Source organism: Streptomyces sp. HM190 (assembly GCF_009857135.1).
GTDB lineage: Bacteria > Actinomycetota > Actinomycetes > Streptomycetales > Streptomycetaceae > Streptomyces > Streptomyces heilongjiangensis.
The window spans coordinates 6257251-6275139 of record NZ_CP047318.1 but is presented as its reverse complement, the minus strand read 5'-3'; the positions used below and the strand labels follow the sequence as shown (position 1 = coordinate 6275139).

The window sequence follows — 17889 nt, the reverse complement described above, 5'->3', positions numbered from 1 at the left end:
CGACTCCTCGGTGGTGACCGCGAGTCGGCGCATGCCGAGCGGAGCCGTGCCCCGGACGGCTGTCGTCTGCGCCCGGAGCGGTGACCTGGACGGCTGCCGCCCGCGCCCGGAGCCGTGCCCCGACCCCGACGGGCCGTACAGCGGGGTATGCCGGTGGGCGGTTCGGGCGGCTACCGCTCGGTGGCCGCGAGCTGCCCGCAGGCCCCGTCGATCTCCTGGCCCCTGGTGTCCCGCACGGTCACCGGCACCCCGTGGGCGGCGATGGCCTCCACGAACGCCTTCTCGTCCTCGGGACGCGACGCGGTCCACTTGGAGCCGGGCGTGGGGTTCAGCGGGATGAGGTTGACGTGCACCGGTCGGCCCTTGAGCAGCCGGCCCAGCCGGTCACCACGCCACGCCTGGTCGTTGATGTCCCGGATCAGCGCGTACTCGATGGACAGGCGCCGCCCGGACTTCGCGGTGTACTCCCATCCGGCGTCGAGGACCTCGCGCACCTTCCACCGGGTGTTGACCGGTACGAGGGTGTCGCGCAGCTCGTCGTCGGGGGCGTGCAGCGAGATGGCGAGCCGGCACTTGAAGCCCTCGTCGGCGAACCGGTGGATGGCGGGCACCAGACCGACCGTCGACACGGTGATCCCGCGCTGCGAGAGCCCGAGCCCGTCCGGCTCCGGGTCGGTGAGGCGGCGGATGGCGCCGACGACCCGGTTGTAGTTGGCGAGCGGCTCGCCCATCCCCATGAAGACGATGTTGGAGAGCCGGGCGGGACCGCCGGGGATCTCCCCGTCGCGCAGGGCCCGCATCCCGTCCACGATCTGGTGGACGATCTCGGCGGTGGACAGGTTCCGGTCGAGCCCGGCCTGCCCGGTGGCGCAGAACGGGCAGTTCATGCCGCACCCGGCCTGCGAGCTGATGCACATGGTGACCCGGTCCGGGTACCGCATCAGCACCGACTCGACGAGCGTCCCGTCGAACAGCCGCCACAGCGTCTTGCGGGTGGTGTCCTGGTCCGTCGACAGATGCCGGACGACCGTCATCAGCTCGGGAAGCAGCGCTTCCTGGAGCTTGGTGCGCGCAGACGCGGGGATGTCGGTCCACTGCTCCGGGGCGTGCGCGTACCGCGCGAAGTAGTGCTGCGAGAGCTGCTTGGCACGAAACGGCTTCTCCCCGATCGCCGCCACCGCGTCCTTGCGCTCGGCGGGCGTGAGATCGGCAAGGTGCCGCGGCGGCTTCTTGGCTCCGCGGGGGGCGACGAAAGTGAGTTCTCCGGGCTTCGGCATAACCCTCCCAGTGTCGCAGATCGAATCCGCTGCCCCGGCGGCCGAAGGTCCGGCCCCGCGCCCCGCTCCCCCGGCCCGCCTCCGGCTCACCACTCCCCTCGTCGCACCGGCGCCCGGGCCACACCTCCATCGCACGGACGTGCGCCCACCGAGAACCGAACACCTGTGGTGCGCGTGATACCGGAGGACGCACACGGGAACGGGGGGCGCGAGTGGGATCCGTTGGACGCGTGAGGACGGTGGCGCTGGCCGGCGTGCTGGCCGGGGCCATGGGCACGGGGGCGGTGCCGGCGCCGGGAGCGGAGCGGGCGCCGGCCGTCGGCGGCCCCGCTCGGGACGGGGCCGGGACCGCGGCAGTGGACCGCCCTACGGCGACTGTCACGTTGATCAGGCGACTCGGGGGTGCGGCGGCCCGGTGGCGAGCGGGGTGATCACCCCGCTCGCCACCGGGCGCGGGCGTACGGGCCCTCGGCTCGCCGCTGCCCCACGGCGCACGGCGACGGGCCCCCGCCCTGTCCTCCAGGGCGGGGGCCCGCGCGACACCGCGTACCCGTGGGGTGTTCCGGTCAGCCGGAGCCCACGAACAGCACCAGCAGCATCCAGACCACCGGGGCCGTCGGCAGCAGCGAGTCCAGCCGGTCCATGATCCCGCCGTGACCGGGCAGCAGCGTGCCCATGTCCTTGATGCCCAGGTCCCGCTTGATCATCGACTCGCCGAGGTCACCGAGGGTGGCGCTGGCGGCTACCGCGAGGCCCAGGAGCAGGCCCTGCCACCACGCGCCGCCGTCGATGACGAACTGCATGAGCAGCGCGCCCGCGACCATGGCGAAGGCGACCGCGCCGAGCAGTCCCTCCCGGGTCTTGCCGGGGCTGATGCGGGGGGCGAGCTTGTGCTTGCCGAAGCGCCAGCCGACGGCGTACGCGCCCGTGTCGCTGACCACGGTCAGCACCAGGAACGTGAGGACCCGCAGCGGTCCGTCGTCCGCGGTGAGCATGAGCGCGACGAACGTGGCGAGGAACGGCACGTAGAACGCGGCGAAGACGCCCGCCGTGACGTCCTTCAGGTAGTTCTCCGGCGGTTCCGTCATCCGCCACACGAGGACGGCGAGCGCGGTCAGCGCCGTGGCCACCCACGCGCCCTCCGGCCCGCGCACGTACCCGGCGACCACCATGGCGGCGCCGCCGACCGCGAGCGGCACGAGCGGCGCCCTGATGCCCCTGCGTTCCTGCAGGCGCGAGGTGAGCTCCCACAGGCCGACGACGACGGCGACCGCTATGACGCCGACGAAGACGGCCTTGACGATGAACAGCGACGCGACGATGACCACGCCGAGCCCGACGCCGACCCCTATGGCGGCGCTCAGGTCGCGGCCCGCGCTCTTCTTCTGCGGGGCGGTCCGAGGGGCGTCGGGCATGGGCTCCGGCTTCTGCGGCGCCTCCCCGTGGGGGTGCGCCTGCGGCGTCTCGTCACGGAACAGGGGACCGGCCTGCCGACCGGCCCCCCGGTCGTCGTCCTGGTCTCCGCCATGCGCGGGTACGTCGGGCACGATGGGCATGGGCTGAGTCTGCATCGGATGATGGGCCCCAGTCGCATCGTACGGGGGACCCGGCGGGGCGTGCCCGTGGACAGGTCCCCGGTCGGTCGGCGCCCAGTACCCGGCTTGTGGCGGCGCCCCCCAGGAAGAGTCGTTCATCAGACCTCGAGGAGCTCGGCTTCCTTGTGCTTGAGCAGCTCGTCCACCTGGGCGACGTACTTCGCGGTGGTGTCGTCGAGCTCCTTCTCCGCACGGCGGCCCTCGTCCTCGCCGACCTCGCCGTCCTTGACGAGCTTGTCGATGGCGTCCTTGGCCTTGCGACGCACGGAACGGATGGAGACCTTGGCGTCCTCACCCTTGGTCTTGGCGACCTTGATGAACTCGCGGCGGCGCTCCTCGGTGAGCTCGGGGAACACCACACGGATGATGTTGCCGTCGTTGCTGGGGTTGACGCCCAGGTCCGAGTCGCGGATCGCCTGCTCGATGTTGCGCAGCGCGCTCTTGTCGAACGGGGTCACCACGGCCATGCGCGGCTCCGGCACGGAGAACGAAGCCAGCTGGTTGATCGGCGTCAGCGCGCCGTAGTAGTCGGCCACGATCTTGTTGAACATCGCCGGGTGCGCACGACCGGTGCGGATCGCGGCGAAGTCGTCCTTGGCGACCACGACGGCCTTCTCCATCTTCTCCTCGGCCTCGAGGAGGGTCTCTTCGATCACCACTTGCTCCTGCGTGTCTTGAGTAGGCCCGGCTGCTGTACTTGGTCACGTCGGCGGCCGGCTGCGTCGCGTCTTGCTCCTGCACGGTTCCCGACCGGCAGGACATTGTCCATCCCCCGGTCAGGCTCCGTCCCCCGGGCAGGGGAAGGACCCGGTCAGGCCCGGCTTCCCTGATCACCGACGAGAGTGCCGATCTTCTCACCCTTGACGGCCCGCGCGATATTGCCCTCCTTGAGAAGCTCGAACACGAGGATCGGGAGCTTGTTGTCTCGGCAGAGCGTGATGGCGGTGGCGTCCGCGACCTTGAGTTCGCGGGTGATGACCTCGCCGTAGCCGAGGGAGTCGAACTTGACCGCGTCCGGGTTGGCCTTGGGGTCGGAGTCGTAGACCCCGTCCACGCCGTTCTTGCCCATCAGCAGTGCCTGGGCGTCGATCTCCAGGGCGCGCTGGGCGGCGGTGGTGTCCGTGGAGAAGTACGGCATGCCCATACCGGCGCCGAAGATGACCACGCGGCCCTTCTCCAGGTGGCGCACGGCGCGCAGCGGGATGTACGGCTCGGCGACCTGGCCCATGGTGATGGCGGTCTGGACCCGGCTGTCGATCCCTTCCTTCTCCAGGAAGTCCTGGAGGGCGAGGCAGTTCATGACCGTGCCGAGCATGCCCATGTAGTCGGAGCGGGCGCGGTCCATGCCGCGCTGCTGGAGTTCGGCGCCGCGGAAGAAGTTGCCGCCGCCGATGACGACCGCGATCTCCGCGCCGTCACGGACGACCGCCGCGATCTCCCGGGCGATGGCGTGCACCACGTCCGGGTCGACGCCGAGGCCACCGCCCCCGGAGAACGCCTCTCCGGACAGCTTCAGCAGAAACCGGCCGTGTACTTTGCCGTCGTCGCTCTTCTCGGGCTTGGTGGTCATGGAGATCTCGCCTCTTTACGTGTCGCACATACGAAGAAGGCCATTGCCGGTGGGGTGGTGTTCGCATCCCATGCGCGGCAATGGCCTCCTCGTCAGATCTGCTGTCGTCCGTCACACGCGCGCGTGCGACGGCGTACGCGAACGACTGCTTCCGACCCTATCGGGACCGGACGTCCGTCGCGGTACGGACTCAGATGCCGACCTTGATGCGCGTGAAGCGCTTCAGGGTGACACCGGCCTCGTCCAGAACCTTCTGGACGGACTTCTTGTTGTCGAGCGCGTACGGCTGGCCGAGCAGCGTGGCGTCCTTGAAGAAGCCGTTGAGGCGACCCTCGACGATCTTCGGCAGGGCGGCCTCGGGCTTGCCCTCGGCGCGGGTGGTCTCCTCGGCGACGCGGCGCTCGGACTCGACGACCTCGGCCGGCACGTCCTCCTTGGAGAGGTACTTCGGCGCGAAGGCGGCGATGTGCTGGGCGACACCCTTGGCCAGGTCGGCGTCGGCCTTGTCCAGCTCGACCAGGACACCGATCTGCGGGGGCAGGTCGGGCATGGTGCGGTGCATGTAGGCGTAGACGAAACCGTCGGCGAACTGCGCGAAGCGGTCCAGGACGATCTTCTCGCCGAGGTTGGCGTTGGCCTCGTCCACGTACGCCTGGACGGTCTTGCCGGCCTCGATCTCGGAAGCGAGGAGCGCCTCGATGTCGGCGGGGGAGGTCGCGGCGACGTGCGCGGCGATCGCGTTCGCCACGGCCTGGAACTTGTCACCCTTGGCGACGAAGTCCGTCTCGCACTTCAGCTCGACCAGGACACCGGAGGTGTTGTCGTCGGCGATGAGGGAGACCACGGCGCCGTTCTCGGCGGAGCGGCCCTCGCGCTTGGCGACGCCCTTCTGGCCCTTGATGCGGAGCGCCTCGACGGCCTTGTCGACGTTGCCCTCGGCCTCGTCCAGCGCCTTCTTGCAGTCCATCATGCCGGCGCCGGTGAGCTCGCGGAGCTTCTTGACGTCGGCGGCGGTGTAGTTCGCCATGAGTCTGTGAGTCTTTCTCGAAGTCTGGGAGATCGGAGATCCGCGCGGTCCGTGATCCGCATCGGGATGTCGGTACCCATCCGGATGCAGGTCCCCGACTCGGCGCTGACCTACGGGTGAACGGCGGGAGCGGAGTTCATGTCACCGCTCCCGCCGTCAACACGACGGACGCTGACGGGGTCAGGCCTGCTCGGCCTCGGGGGCCGGGGTCTCGGCAGCAGCCTCGGCGGGGGCCTCGGCCGGAGCCTCGGCGGCGGCCGGGGCCTCCTCCGCCTTCTTCTCGCCCTCGAGCAGGTCGCGCTCCCACTCGGCCAGCGGCTCGCCCGCGGCCTTCTCGCCCTTGTCGCCGGTGGCGACGCCGGAACGGGCGATGAGGCCCTCGGCGACGGCGTCGGCGATCACACGGGTGAGCAGGGTGACGGAGCGGATCGCGTCGTCGTTGCCCGGGATCTTGTAGTCGACCTCGTCGGGGTCGCAGTTGGTGTCGAGGATGGCGACGACCGGGATGTTGAGCTTCCGGGCCTCGCCGACCGCGATGTGCTCCTTCTTGGTGTCCACGATCCAGACGGCGCTGGGCACCTTCTGCATCTCGCGGATACCGCCGAGGGTCTTCTCCAGCTTGGCCTTCTCACGCGAGAGGACCAGGAGCTCCTTCTTGGTCAGACCCGACGACGCGACGTCCTCGAAGTCGATCTGCTCGAGCTCCTTGAGGCGCTGCAGACGCTTGTAGACGGTCGAGAAGTTGGTGAGCATGCCGCCCAGCCAGCGCTGGTTGACGTAGGGCATGCCGACGCGGGTGGCCTGCTCGGCGATGGCCTCCTGCGCCTGCTTCTTCGTGCCGACGAACATGACCGTGCCGCCGTGGGCGACGGTCTCCTTGACGAACTCGTAGGCGCGGTCGATGTACGACAGCGACTGGAGCAGGTCGATGATGTAGATGCCGTTGCGCTCGGTGAAGATGAAGCGCTTCATCTTCGGGTTCCAGCGACGGGTCTGGTGACCGAAGTGGACGCCGCTCTCCAGCAGCTCCCGCATCGTGACGACGGCCATGGCCGTTCTCCTTGGTTTTTCTCGGTTGTGCCGCGAACACCGGACGGCGTTCGCGCCTGACGCCCGCGATGCGCCGTTGCCGCTGAGGACCGAGGGGCGCTGATACGGACCGCTGAGGGCCACGTACCGGGGCGTGCGAAGTCGACCCGGTGACCCGGATCGCCTTCAGAAGTGTACGGGACCCGCGAGGCGCCGGGTGACGCCGATGTCCACAACCGGCCGGTACTCCACAGTTCCCGGCCATGATCGCTGCACTCGGGCGAGGCTTCGGGCATGTCCGACGAACGAATCGACCGAGAAACCCGCCCGGAATGTCCGCGCCGGGAGGGGTGGCGCAAGCGGCTGAGGCGGCCGGGACCACCGCGACGGCTTGCGGGGCCGGGCTGGGGTGTGTCGCTGGAAGGGCCGGGGTGGCGTGTGTGGCACGGGTGGAGTGGAGGGCTCGCGCCGCCGGGATGGCTGGAGCGGCTCCCGGGGCCTGGCCGTCCGGGGTGGTGTGGGTGGGTGCGGCCTCAGGGGTCGAGCCGGTCGGCGGTGTCGGCGGGGCTGCCGGCCCTGCTGATGGCACTGCTCATGACCATGGCGTGGACGACGGCACCGCACGCCGCTCCCGGTGACCCGGCCCCGTCCGGTGGGGCGAGCGGGACGGACACGGTCCCGGCGATCGGCCGGGCATGGCCCGTGGGGCTGCGCCCCCTGGTGGTGCGGGCGTGGGTGCCTCCGCCGACCACCTACGCCCGCGGCCACCGAGGCGTCGACCTGGCGGCCCCCGCCGGCTCCCCGGTACGGGCCGTCGCCCCGGGCGTGGTGTCCTTCGCGGGCCGGGTGGCAGGCCGAGGAGTCGTCTCGGTCGAGCTGGAGAACACGGGCGATCCGCCGCTCCGGACGACCTACCAGCCGGTGCGGGCTTCCGTGCGAAAGGGCGACGAGGTGGCCCCGGGAGACGTCGTGGGCATCCTGGAAGCCTCCCCCTCCCACTGCCCCGCGGCCTGCCTCCACTGGGGCCTGCGCAGAGCCGACACCTACCTGAACCCCTTGTCCCTGCTCCCACCCCGGCTGCTCCGCAGGGGCCCGTCCCGCCTGCTCCCGGTACCGGCGTAGGGCCGGGGAGGGCGGGCCCCGCAACGCCGGGCGGCACCCGCACGGAAGAGGGTCGGTGCGGTCGGGCAAGCCGCGCGCAGAGGGTCGGCGCGGTCGGGCAATCCGCGCGCAAGAGGGTCGGCGCGGTCAGGCAAAACGGGGAAGAGGTCGGCGGGGTCAGCCCCGGACGCCCCGCAGGGCCATCGCGACGGCCGCGTCGGTGATGGTGGCCGGCTCCTCCGCCGCCCCCAGCTCGATCCGCCGCACCGCCGCGTCCACGACACCCTGGAGCAGCATCGCGGCCAGCCTGGGCTCCGACTGCCCCAACGCCGCCAGCGCCTCGACGATCATCGCGATCAGCCCGCCGTGCGCGGCGCGGATCTTCTCGCGGGCGCCCGCGTCCAGCTCGCTCGCGGAGATCGCCACCACGGCCCGGTGGCGCCGGTCCCCGACCAGCTCCAGCTGCTTGCGGACGTACGCCTCGACCTTCTCCTCGGGCCGGTCGACGGCCGCCATCGCCGCCTCGACCTCCGCGGACCAGAGAGGAAAGTCGACTTCGCACAGCTCCTCGACCACGGCCGCCCGCGACCGGAAGTACTCGTAGACGGACGACCGCGCCAGCCCTGTGCTCTCGGCGAGCGCCGGGAACGTCAACGCCTCGGTGCCGCCTTCGGACAGCAGGGACCGCGCCGCGTCCAGCAGGGCGGCTCGCTGCATCGACCGGTGCTCGGCCACGGAGGCCGCTCGAATCCTTGGCACGTAAACCACTGTACGGACGGACCGCCACCCACGGGAGTGCCTTCCCCCGACCGGCCGCCCCTCCAGCCCTCCACGAGCCCTCCCCCGCTGTCACGCTCCCCCGGCACCCCCGGTGGCTCAACGGCCGAAACTCGCCAGCTTGGCCCGCAGCTGCAGCACCGACTTCGTGTGGATCTGGCTCACCCGGCTCTCGGTCACACCGAGCACGTTGCCGATCTCGGCGAGGGTGAGCCCTTCGTAGTAGTACAGCGTGACGACGGTCTTCTCCCGCTCGGGCAGCGTGTTGATGGCCCGCGCCAGGAACCTCCGCAGCTCGCGGTCCTCCGCCACCTCGACCGGGTTGTCCGCGGCGGTGTCCTCCAGCGTGTCCATCAGGCTCAGCCGGTCGCCGCCCTCGCCCCCGACGTGCAGCAGCTCCTCCAGCGCCACCACGTTGGCCAGCGACAACTGACTGAAGACAGAGTGGAGTTCATCGACCGCGATACCCATCTCGGCGGCGACCTCCGTCTCGGACGGGGTGCGTCTGAGGCGGGACTCCAGGGTGGTGTAGGCCCGCTCCACGTTGCGGGCCTTCTGCCGCACGGAGCGCGGGATCCAGTCCAGCGCGCGCAGTTCGTCGATCATCGCGCCCCGGATCCGGGTGATCGCGTACGTCTCGAACTTGATCTCCCGATCGATGTCGAACTTCTCGATCGCGTCGATGAGTCCGAAGACCCCGGAGGAGACGAAGTCCGCCTGCTCGACGTTGGCCGGCAGGCCGACACTCACCCGGCCCGCGACGTACTTCACCAGGGGTGAGTAGTGGAGGATCAGCTGCTCGCGCAGTCGTTCGTCGTTCGTCGTCTTGTACGTCCGCCACAGCTCGTCGAGCGTCGAGGGGGCGGGCGGGCGCACGGTGCCGCGAGCGGCGGACGGTACCGCCGCCCGGTCAGACCCGGAGGTGTGCTGGGGCATTCGTCGCCTTGTGCCGTTCTGCAGTGAACTGGGGATGCCTGGGTGAGCTGTCGGTCTGATGTCGAGATGCCTGTCTGAGTCGGAATCCTCGTGAGCGTAGCGTGACTGGAGAGTCGCAGTGCGCGAAGGCCGAGGGATCGCCCGCGCGCAGATACGTTCCGCTGGGAGGCACCCGAGGTCGCGCCGATCACACCGCGCGAAGGAGGCTCCCGGCCCAACTACCGGAAACGGCAAGGCTGTCGACGTTCCCCCGGACGGCCGAACACGCACGGTCAGCTTGGCCTCCGGTCCGAAGAAACGGAGATCATCGCCTGGCGTGTCAACTTCCAGCTGTCGCCGTGTCGTTCGACGTAACCAAGTGCGCGGAGTTCGTACAGTCTCCCGACCGCGTCGTCCAAGGTCGTCCCGGCCTCCCTGGCCACCGCGTCGACATCCGCGGCACCCCGTCCCGGCAGCGCGGCGAGCACCTGTCGAGCGCCGGGTTCGAGCAGGTCACGTGGGAGGACCGGGCCCCGTCTGGCGGGCGCCAGCTCGCCCATGTCACCGACCAGCTCGACGACCTCCGCGGCGTCCGACACGAGCACCGCGTCACCCCGCAGCAGTTCGTGGACGCCCGCCGACAGGGCCGAGGTCGCCGGTCCGGGCACGCCCATCGTGAAGCGGCCCAGCCGCCCCGCGGCCCGCGCGGTGACGAGGGCGCCGCTGCGGTGGGCCGCCTCGACGACCACGGTGCCCCGGGTGAGCGCGGCGATGACCCTGTTCCGCAGGATGAACCGGCTCTGGGTGGGGTGCTCCCCCGGTGGCAACTCGCCCACCACGAGACCCTGTTCGGCGATCCTGTTGATCAACTGGGCATGGCCTCGTGGATAGGGCCGGTCCACCCCGCAGGCCAGCACGGCGACCGTGGCCCCGCCGGCCCCGAGCACGCCCCGGTGAGCGGCGCCGTCGACGCCGTAGGCTCCACCGGACACCACGACCCAGCCGCGCTCGGCCAGGCCGGCCCCCAGCTCGGCCGCCATGTGCGCCCCGTACTCGGTGCAGGCCCTCGCCCCGACGACGGCCACGGACCGCAGGGCCCACATCCGGGCGTTGGCTGTGCCCCGCACCCAGAGTCCGACCGGCCTCGCATCCCCCAGATCGTCCAGCTGGCCTGGCCACTCGATGTCCCCGGGCACCAGAAACCTGACGCCGGCCGCTCGGGCCCGGGCGAGGTCCTCCTCCGGGTCGGCGCGCGCGGCGCGGGACCGCAGCCCCGCCCACCGCTTCTCCGAGGCCCCCGGCAGCGGCCCGCGCCCCTCGGAGAGCCGGCGCGTCGTCTCCTCGGCTCCCAGTTGCCGCAGCCACCGCCCGGCGAGCTCGTCCCCGGGTTCGATGACACGGGCGAGGAAGGCCCGGTGGACCCGCTCGGCGTCCGAGGCACCGCCCCTGCTCATGACCCGCTCACCCACGCGTCGCGGTGCTCCGGCCTCATGCCAGGGCTCCGATCGCCATGGGCACCCCACGCGGAACGCCGGTGCGCAGTTGCAGAGCCAGGTTGACGTCCGCCACATCGGGACGCTCGTGGCCCATGAGATCCGAGATCGTCCAGGCGACCCGCAGAACCCGGTCCAGTCCACGGGCGGTGAGGATGCCCCTCTCCAGGCTCCGCTCGGCCTCGTCCATGGCGCCCGGCGCCGCATGCCACCTGCTGCGCAGCTCACGCCCGGGGATCTCGCTGTTCGTACGCCACGGCGTGCCGGCCAGCCGAAGGGCGGCTCGTTCCCGCGCGGCGCGCACCCGGTCCGCCACCGTCGCCGTGGACTCGCCGCGGGCGCCTCGCCGGGTGAGCTCGGACCGGGTGACCCGATCGACCTCGACACGCAGATCGACCCGGTCCAGCAGCGGTCCGGACAGCCGCGCCTGATAGCGGCGGATCGAGGCGGGCGGACATTCACACAGGTCGTCGGTCCGGGAGAAACGCCCGCACGGGCATGGATTGGCGGCGAGCACCATGAGGAACTTGGCCGGGAACCGTACGACCCCGGCGCTGCGCGCGATCACGACGTGCCCCGCCTCCAGCGGCTGGCGCAGGGCGTCCAGCACCTGACTGCTGAACTCGGGGGTCTCGTCGAGGAAGAGCACCCCGCGATGGGCCAAGGACACCGCGCCGGGCCGTGCGACGCCCTGGCCTCCTCCAACGAGCGCCTGCATCGTCGCGGAGTGGTGCGGCGCGCAGTAGGGCGCCGTGTCGACCAGCGGCTTCCCCGCCGGCAGCAGACCGGCGATCGAGTGGACGGCCGTGACCTCCAAGGACTCTTCCCGACCGAGTTCCGGCAGGATGGCCGGAAGCCGCTCCGCGAGCATCGTCTTCCCCGCGCCCGGTGGGCCTTCCAGGAAGAGGTGGTGTCCCCCCGCTGCCGCCACCTCGACCGCGGTTCGCGCCGCGACCTGTCCGACGACGTCGGCCAGGTCGTGCCCGTGGTCCTGCTGGGTGGCGCCCGTGGTGTGCATACCGGTGGCGGCACCCGTACCCGGCATGCGCAGCCCCGCCAGCAGGGGGTCCGGGCGCCCCTCGTCGGGCTCCTCGTCCGGCACGGGCTCGTCGGCGAGGACGGCGATCAGCTGACGCAGGGTGCGAACGCCCAGTACGGAAACCCCGGGCACCAGGGACGCCTCCGCGGCGGAGCACTCCGGCACGACCACTTGTTCGTATCCGGCCCCGGCGGCAGCCAGCACGGCGGGCAGGATGCCCCGCACCGGGCGGACCCTCCCGTCGAGTCCCAGCTCCCCGATCATCACGATGTCGGAGAGCACGCGCGGATCGATCCGCTCGGAGGCACCGAGGACGGCACAGGCAACCGCCATGTCGAAGCCGCTGCCCGCCTTGGGCACCGACGCGGGGCTGAGGCCCACCGTCAGCTTCTTCTGGGGCCACTCGGCGCCGGAGTTCACCACCGCCGCCCTGACCCGGTCCTTGCTCTCCGTCAGGCTCTTGTCCGGCAGGCCCACCAGCGTGAACGCGGCCACGCCCGGTTCGAGGTCCGCCTGGACCTCGACGACGACGCCCTCCACGCCCACGAGGGCCACCGAGCAGGTGCGGGCGAACCCCATCAGGCCACCCCCCTCGCGTGTTCCACGACGGGTGCGCCGCGGTGGGGCAGGAGGACTCCCACGACGTCGATGCGGACACCGCCCGGTGGAGCTCCGCCGTGTTCCTGGAGCCAGCGTTCGGCGAGGCCGCGCAGGCGTTGCGCCTTGGTGGCCGTGACGGCCGCCATCGGGTGCTCGAAGGGACCGGCCCTTCGGGTCTTGACCTCGCAGACGACCAGTGCGTCGCCGTCCCTGGCCACGATGTCGATCTCGCCGGTCCTGCCGTCGCGCCAGTTGCGCTCCAGGACCGTCATACCGGCCTCGGCCAGCCGCCGCGCGGCCAGTTCCTCGCCGTACCTGCCGAGTGCTCCTCGTGCGTTGCCCATGTCGGCACCACCTCCGGCGCCAACACTGAGGGCATTCCCGTCCGCTATGGGATCTTGGTGGAAAAGCCGATGATTGTGGACAACTTCGTCAGCCACACGAAGGACGACACCACTCGCCGGCTGGCCCCACCCCGCCCCGGCCTCAGCTGCCGGGCAGCTCCAGATCGCTCTTGTTGAGCTCCTCGATGTTCACGTCCTTGAACGTGAGGACTCGCACCTGCTTCACGAACCGGGCCGGGCGGTACATGTCCCACACCCAGGCATCGGCCATGGACACCTCGAAGAACACCTCGCCCTGCACCGAGTGCACCTGCATCTCGTAGTCATTGGTGAGGTAGAAGCGCCGCTCGGTCTCGATCACGTATTTGAACAGACCGACGACATCGCGGTACTCCCGGTAGAGCTTCAGCTCCATCTCGGTCTCGTACTTCTCGAGGTCCTCGGCGCTCATGGCATGTTCCCCTTCAGCCGTGCGATCCCACCATTGTGCGCCAGGCCCGCACGCCTCTAGACAATTTCGGTCTCGAGGACCACGGGCTGGGACGGGGGACCCTCGTCGAGCAGCGTGCGCAGCAGCTCGGCGAGTCTGGTCGGGTACACAGTCTCATGCGTGCGGGTGAGTTCCCCGCACGTCCACCAGCGTGCTCCCGCGACACTGCGCCGTTCCAGCTCGGTCAGGCCCGCCGCGCCGGGCAGCGGCTGGTGCGCGACGGCCGTACGGGCCAGGAAGTACCACTCGTCCTGGTCCCAGCGGCGCCCGGCGAACGGGAAGGAGCACCTGCGCCGCCAGAGGACCCGGCCCAGCTCGGCGTCCGTGATCCCGGTCTCCTCGGCGAGCTCGCGCAGCGCGGCCTCCTCCAGGGTCTCCGTGCCCTCGACTCCGCCGCCGGGGGTGAACCACCAGTCGTCCGACGGATCGTCCGGTTCATGCCCGTGCAGCAGGAGGATCCGGTCCAGCGGATCGAGCAGGATCACCCGGGCCACCGTGCGCAGCCCGCCCTCGTAGGTGTCCTCGGCCGCGCTCCCGGCATCCCGGTCGTCACCGCCGTAGGCGTCGTAGGGCGCCCCGGACGGCGACACCGACGGCTGCGCGGGCGACGGCTGCGGCGGCTCACCGCGCGAGGGCTCTCCCAACGGCTCACGCGACCGCTCAGCCGACACGGGCGGGCTCCGTCGGCGTGCGGTCGCGGCCGCCGAGCCGCTTGGCCACGGGGCCGTAGGCCGCGCCGAGCAGGACGAGCAGCATGCCCGTGACCAGCGCGGCGGTGATCAGTCGCAGCGGGCCGGGAGAGGACAGCGCCCCCAGTTTCTCGAAGCCGGTGGGGCGGGCCAGCATGCCGTCCATGGGCCAGACGACGGCGTCCACCCGCGCGTCGACGTTGCCCCGCGGCACCGTGCCCTGGCCGGCCTCGGTGAGGTGGGCGGTGGAGTCCAGGGAGCCGCTGCGTTCGTCGCCGAGGAGGAAGAGGCGGCCCTTGGGGACGGTGATCTCGGGGATGCCGGTCAGCTCGGCGTCCTGGCCCTTCGGCAGATACGCCTCGTCGATCTTCTTGCCGTTGACGGTCAGCTTGCCGTCGGTGCAGCAGGCGACCGTGTCCCCGCCGACCGCGACGACCCGCTTGACCATGGGCGAGTTGCCCCAGGCCTCCTCCCGGAAGACCACGACGTCACCGCGCTGGATGTCGGCGCCGTCGACCCGCTGGGCCAGGATGCGGTCGCCGGAGGTGATGGTGGGGGACATGGAGTCGGTCGGCACCGTGTAGGGCTGGTAGACGACGGCGCCCCACAGGAAGCCGCCGAGGAAGAGCACACAGCCGAGGGCCACGGCCAGCCCCGACAGCTTGCTGCCGAGCCGTCCGCGGCCCTCGTCCGTACGGCCTGTCGTCCCGCTCATCCCAGTGCTCCCCCAGGTCGGAGATTCGATCGCCCGGGCGCCGTACGGAGCCACGGATGATCGGCGATCTGGGACGGCACCCTACCGGGCGGTACCCGTGCCAGAAACCCTCGGGCTCTCGGCCGCGAGGAGACGGCGCCGACGCCACAGCACCAGCGGAACCGCGCCCGCGAGACCGAGCGCGCCGGGGGCGGCGGCGCTCAGGTTCTGGTCGAAGGTGTCGGGAATCGGCAGCGTGGACCAGCGGGTGGGCGGCCAGGCGACCACGATGGCGCGGCCGACGACGTGGTCCACGGGGACCATGCCGTCGTTCTTGTCGTTCTGGTGGTAGCGGGAGTCCAGCGAGTTCTGCCGGTGGTCACCCATGACCCAGATTTTGCCCTCGGGTACCTTCACCTTGAACTGGCCGCCGGTGTCGTCGACGGTGCAGGGGGTGTTGCCCGGGTACACGTACGGCTCGTTCAGCGCCTTGCCGTTGACCTTCAGGGGGCCCGTGCCCTTGCACTCCACGGTGTCACCGCCGACGCCGATGACCCGCTTGATCAGGTCCTTCTCCTCCGCGGACGGCATCAGGCCGATCCAGCCGAGGACCCGCTGCACGGGGTTGGGCTCCAGAGTGGGCTCGCCCTGGAGCCAGCCGGCCGGGTCGTGGAAGACGACGACCTCGCCGCGCTCCGGCTCGGAGCCGAACCAGGGGGTGAGCTTGTCCACCAGGACCCGGTCGCCCTCCTGGAGGGTGTTCTGCATCGAGTCCGACGGGATGGAGAACGCCTGGACCAGGAAGGTCTTGATCAACAGCGCGAGGACCAGCGCGATCCCGACGAGGATCGGCAGTTCCTTCCAGAAGGAGCGCTGTTTCTTCTTGGGAGTCCGGTTCTGCTCGCCGTCGTCCGTCGAGGTCCGGGCGCCTTCCCCGCCGTCCGTCCCGTCCGGGTGGTCACTCCCGTCGGATACGGAACCCTCGGGACCCACGGCGTTCTCCGCGGCCGGGGAAGCCGCCTCGTCGGACTGCTCGGGCCGCTCCTCGGAACCACCGTGCCCGGACCGTGCGCCGACCGCCAAATCCCCCACATCCACTCCTCACGCCGTACCGCCGCCCGCGCCACATCCGGTGCAGGCCCACCACTCCCATAACGAGCGGGAGTTCCGCAGGGGTCGGGAGGGGGATCAATCCGTTTCGATCCGCGGGGGCCACCCTATGCGAAGCGCCGAGGACGGTGGTCGACCCGCTGGGCACGGCGGAGAACGTGTCAGGCTCCTCCAACTGCCCCCAGTGGCCGACCGGCCAGGCGATGACCACGGCTCTGCCGACGACGGAGTCCATGGGGACCGTACCGCTGAACTGGGCCGTCTTGGAGTCGTCCGACTGGTGGGCGCGAGAATCGGCCGAATTCTCGCGGTGGTCGCCCATGACCCAGAGCCGTCCCTGGGGGACGGTGACCTGGAACTCCTGGGTGGAGGGTCTGTTGCCCGGGTGCACATAGGCCGTCTCGTCCAGCGGCATGCCGTTGACGGTGACGCGGCCCTGGAGGTCGCAGCACTTGACGGTGTCGCCGCCGACCGCGACGACCCGTTTGATCAGGTCCTTCTCGTCGTCGGACGGGAGCAGTCCGATGAACTGCAGACCCTCCTTGATCTGCTTGATGACGATGGGGTCCTCGGTCGTGGCCGTGGTCTGCTCGTCCTCCAGCCAGCCGCCCGGGTCCTTGAAGACGACGACGTCCCCCCGGGTCGGTTTCGAGCCGAACCACGGGGTGAGCTTGTCGACCAGGACGCGGTCGCCGATCTGGATCGTCTGCTCCATGGAGCCCGACGGGATCACGAACGCCTGGACGAGGAAGGTCTTCAGGACCAGCGCTATCAGGACGGCGACGCCGACGAGGAGCGGGATCTCCTTGACCGCCGAGCGGCGCCTGCGCCGTTTGATCTTGCGGGCGAGCTTGCGCCGCTCGACCCGGCTCGGCCGCGCGGCACCGCCGGCTCGCCGGCTGCCGGTGGGCAGCAGATTGTCGGACGGGGCGCCGACGGCACCGCGGGGCCTGCCACGGTTACCCATGCGCACCGCCGGCGGCGGGCACGCGCCCGTAGGCGTCGGGGCGGTGCAGACGCGTCCAGTGGTCCGCGGGCCAGGCGATCCAGTCGGCCCGGCCGATCACGGCGTCGAGGGGGATCATGCCGCCGCCCGGGGAGCCCAGGTGGTCGCGGGAGTCGCTGGAGTCGCCGCGGTGGTCGCCGAGGAGGAACAGGCGCCCCTCGGGTACGACCACGTCGAAGGGCACGCTCGACGGGCTGTCCCCCGGGTACAGAAACGACGACTCGTCGACCGACCGGCCGTTCACCTCAAGCCTCCCCTCCTGGTCGCAGCAGACCACCCGATCTCCCCCCACGCCGACAACGCGCTTGATGTAGTCGGCGTTCCCGAAGTAGCCGGTGCCGTCGAAGACGACGACGTCACCTCGCCGCGGCTCAGAACCGAAACGGTACGCCAACTTATTTACGAGAACGCGGTCCCCGATCCTCAATGAACGCTCCATGGAGCTGCTCGGAATCTGGAACGGCTGCATCACGAAGTTGCTGAAGAGCGTCAGGAAAAGCAGGCAGATCAGTACGGCCAGGGTGTATCGCCCACCCGGAACGGACTCGGCGGCGCGGCCCACCCATGCGAAACGCGACCGCCCCTCCGGCCGCTCCGTGTCCGAGTTCTGCTCGGAACCGGCCGGGACGGATGACGTCCCGGCTTCGGAAGGGCGGGGGGAGCGGTCGCGCTCCATGTGCTGCTGTGCCTCGGTGTCCATCGGGGCCAGATCGTATCCGGCCCCTCCGTGACACGTGAGCGCGCGCTCAGTTCTCGCGCTTCTCCTTGATCTTCGCAGCCTTGCCGCGCAGCTCGCGCAGGTAGTACAGCTTGGCGCGACGGACGTCACCGCGGGTGACGAGCTCGATCTTCTCGACGATCGGGGTGTGCACCGGGAAGGTGCGCTCGACGCCGACGGAGAACGAGACCTTGCGGACCGTGAAGGTCTCGCGGACACCGGCGCCCTGGCGACGGATCACCACGCCCTTGAACTGCTGCACACGGGAGCGGTTGCCCTCGATGACGCGGACGTGGACGTTGACGGTGTCACCCGGACGGAAGGCCGGGATGTCGCTGCGCAGCGACGCGGAGTCGACGGAGTCGAGCAGGTGAGACATTGCGTCTGCTTTCTTCGCCCATGCCACAGGTCATAG

At 70.8% G+C, this 17889-nt stretch carries 19 protein-coding genes; 1 reads left to right on the top strand and 18 read right to left on the bottom strand.

Annotated features, from left to right (window positions below):
* Positions 1-170: 170 nt before the first annotated feature.
* The 6 genes from rlmN to rpsB form a co-directional block, all read right to left on the bottom strand.
* Positions 171-1277 carry a 23S rRNA (adenine(2503)-C(2))-methyltransferase RlmN gene (rlmN, locus tag GSY65_RS26970; RefSeq protein ID WP_159773487.1) on the bottom strand — a complete coding sequence of 369 codons (1107 nt, stop codon included), beginning with the start codon at positions 1275-1277 and terminating at the stop codon, positions 171-173.
* 566 nt (positions 1278-1843) lie between these two features.
* The gene (locus GSY65_RS26965) at positions 1844-2971 is read right to left on the bottom strand and encodes a phosphatidate cytidylyltransferase (RefSeq protein WP_159773485.1); all 1128 of its coding nucleotides are present in this window, start codon (positions 2969-2971) and stop codon (positions 1844-1846) included.
* A complete protein-coding gene (gene frr / locus GSY65_RS26960; RefSeq protein WP_159773483.1) occupies positions 2971-3528 on the bottom strand; it encodes a ribosome recycling factor in 558 nt (185 codons plus the stop codon). Before frr ends, GSY65_RS26965 begins: the two co-directional genes overlap by 1 nt.
* Before the next feature lie 155 nt (positions 3529-3683).
* Positions 3684-4442 carry a UMP kinase gene (pyrH, locus tag GSY65_RS26955; protein WP_159773481.1) on the bottom strand — a complete coding sequence of 253 codons (759 nt, stop codon included), beginning with the start codon at positions 4440-4442 and terminating at the stop codon, positions 3684-3686.
* Positions 4443-4632: 190 nt separating this feature from the next.
* The gene (gene tsf / locus GSY65_RS26950) at positions 4633-5469 is read right to left on the bottom strand and encodes a translation elongation factor Ts (RefSeq protein WP_159773479.1); all 837 of its coding nucleotides are present in this window, start codon (positions 5467-5469) and stop codon (positions 4633-4635) included.
* Between the two features lie 180 nt (positions 5470-5649).
* Positions 5650-6519, bottom strand: coding sequence for a 30S ribosomal protein S2 (gene rpsB, locus GSY65_RS26945; protein WP_159773477.1), 870 nt, complete (start codon positions 6517-6519; stop codon positions 5650-5652).
* A gap of 561 nt (positions 6520-7080) precedes the next feature.
* Between rpsB and GSY65_RS26940 the strand changes: the two genes are divergently transcribed.
* Positions 7081-7620: a M23 family metallopeptidase gene (locus tag GSY65_RS26940; RefSeq protein WP_159776432.1), complete on the top strand. Its 540-nt coding sequence runs from the start codon at positions 7081-7083 to the stop codon at positions 7618-7620.
* A 156-nt stretch (positions 7621-7776) separates the two neighbouring features.
* Here the strand turns inward: GSY65_RS26940 and GSY65_RS26935 are convergent, their stop codons facing one another.
* The 12 genes from GSY65_RS26935 to rplS form a co-directional block, all read right to left on the bottom strand.
* Entirely contained in the window at positions 7777-8334 is a 558-nt protein-coding gene (locus GSY65_RS26935; RefSeq protein WP_159776431.1) for a TetR/AcrR family transcriptional regulator, read from the bottom strand.
* A 141-nt stretch (positions 8335-8475) separates the two neighbouring features.
* Positions 8476-9312: an RNA polymerase sigma factor WhiG gene (gene whiG, locus GSY65_RS26930; protein WP_159773475.1), complete on the bottom strand. Its 837-nt coding sequence runs from the start codon at positions 9310-9312 to the stop codon at positions 8476-8478.
* A 272-nt stretch (positions 9313-9584) separates the two neighbouring features.
* Positions 9585-10745, bottom strand: coding sequence for a DNA-processing protein DprA (dprA, locus tag GSY65_RS26925; protein WP_159773473.1), 1161 nt, complete (start codon positions 10743-10745; stop codon positions 9585-9587).
* 34 nt (positions 10746-10779) lie between these two features.
* Positions 10780-12402, bottom strand: coding sequence for a YifB family Mg chelatase-like AAA ATPase (locus tag GSY65_RS26920; RefSeq protein WP_159773471.1), 1623 nt, complete (start codon positions 12400-12402; stop codon positions 10780-10782).
* A complete protein-coding gene (locus GSY65_RS26915) occupies positions 12402-12767 on the bottom strand; it encodes a YraN family protein (protein WP_159773469.1) in 366 nt (121 codons plus the stop codon). The genes GSY65_RS26920 and GSY65_RS26915 overlap by 1 nt, the downstream gene beginning before the upstream one ends.
* A 142-nt stretch (positions 12768-12909) precedes the next feature.
* Positions 12910-13218, bottom strand: a complete 309-nt coding sequence (locus GSY65_RS26910; RefSeq protein ID WP_005311352.1) for a DUF2469 domain-containing protein — start codon at positions 13216-13218, stop codon at positions 12910-12912.
* 56 nt (positions 13219-13274) lie between these two features.
* On the bottom strand, positions 13275-13760 hold the full coding sequence (locus tag GSY65_RS26905; RefSeq protein ID WP_236580257.1) for an NUDIX hydrolase: 486 nt from the start codon (positions 13758-13760) through the stop codon (positions 13275-13277).
* A 157-nt stretch (positions 13761-13917) separates the two neighbouring features.
* Complete coding sequence (lepB, locus tag GSY65_RS26900) at positions 13918-14661, bottom strand: signal peptidase I (RefSeq protein ID WP_159773467.1); 744 nt, start codon at positions 14659-14661, stop codon at positions 13918-13920.
* 81 nt (positions 14662-14742) lie between these two features.
* Positions 14743-15633, bottom strand: coding sequence for a signal peptidase I (gene lepB, locus GSY65_RS26895; RefSeq protein WP_236580074.1), 891 nt, complete (start codon positions 15631-15633; stop codon positions 14743-14745).
* Complete coding sequence (gene lepB / locus GSY65_RS26890) at positions 15599-16717, bottom strand: signal peptidase I (protein WP_236580071.1); 1119 nt, start codon at positions 16715-16717, stop codon at positions 15599-15601. Before lepB (GSY65_RS26890) ends, lepB (GSY65_RS26895) begins: the two co-directional genes overlap by 35 nt.
* On the bottom strand, positions 16710-17456 hold the full coding sequence (lepB, locus tag GSY65_RS26885) for a signal peptidase I (RefSeq protein WP_159773463.1): 747 nt from the start codon (positions 17454-17456) through the stop codon (positions 16710-16712). The genes lepB (GSY65_RS26890) and lepB (GSY65_RS26885) overlap by 8 nt, the downstream gene beginning before the upstream one ends.
* Before the next feature lie 46 nt (positions 17457-17502).
* Positions 17503-17853, bottom strand: coding sequence for a 50S ribosomal protein L19 (gene rplS / locus GSY65_RS26880; RefSeq protein ID WP_053848457.1), 351 nt, complete (start codon positions 17851-17853; stop codon positions 17503-17505).
* Positions 17854-17889 lie beyond the last annotated feature (36 nt).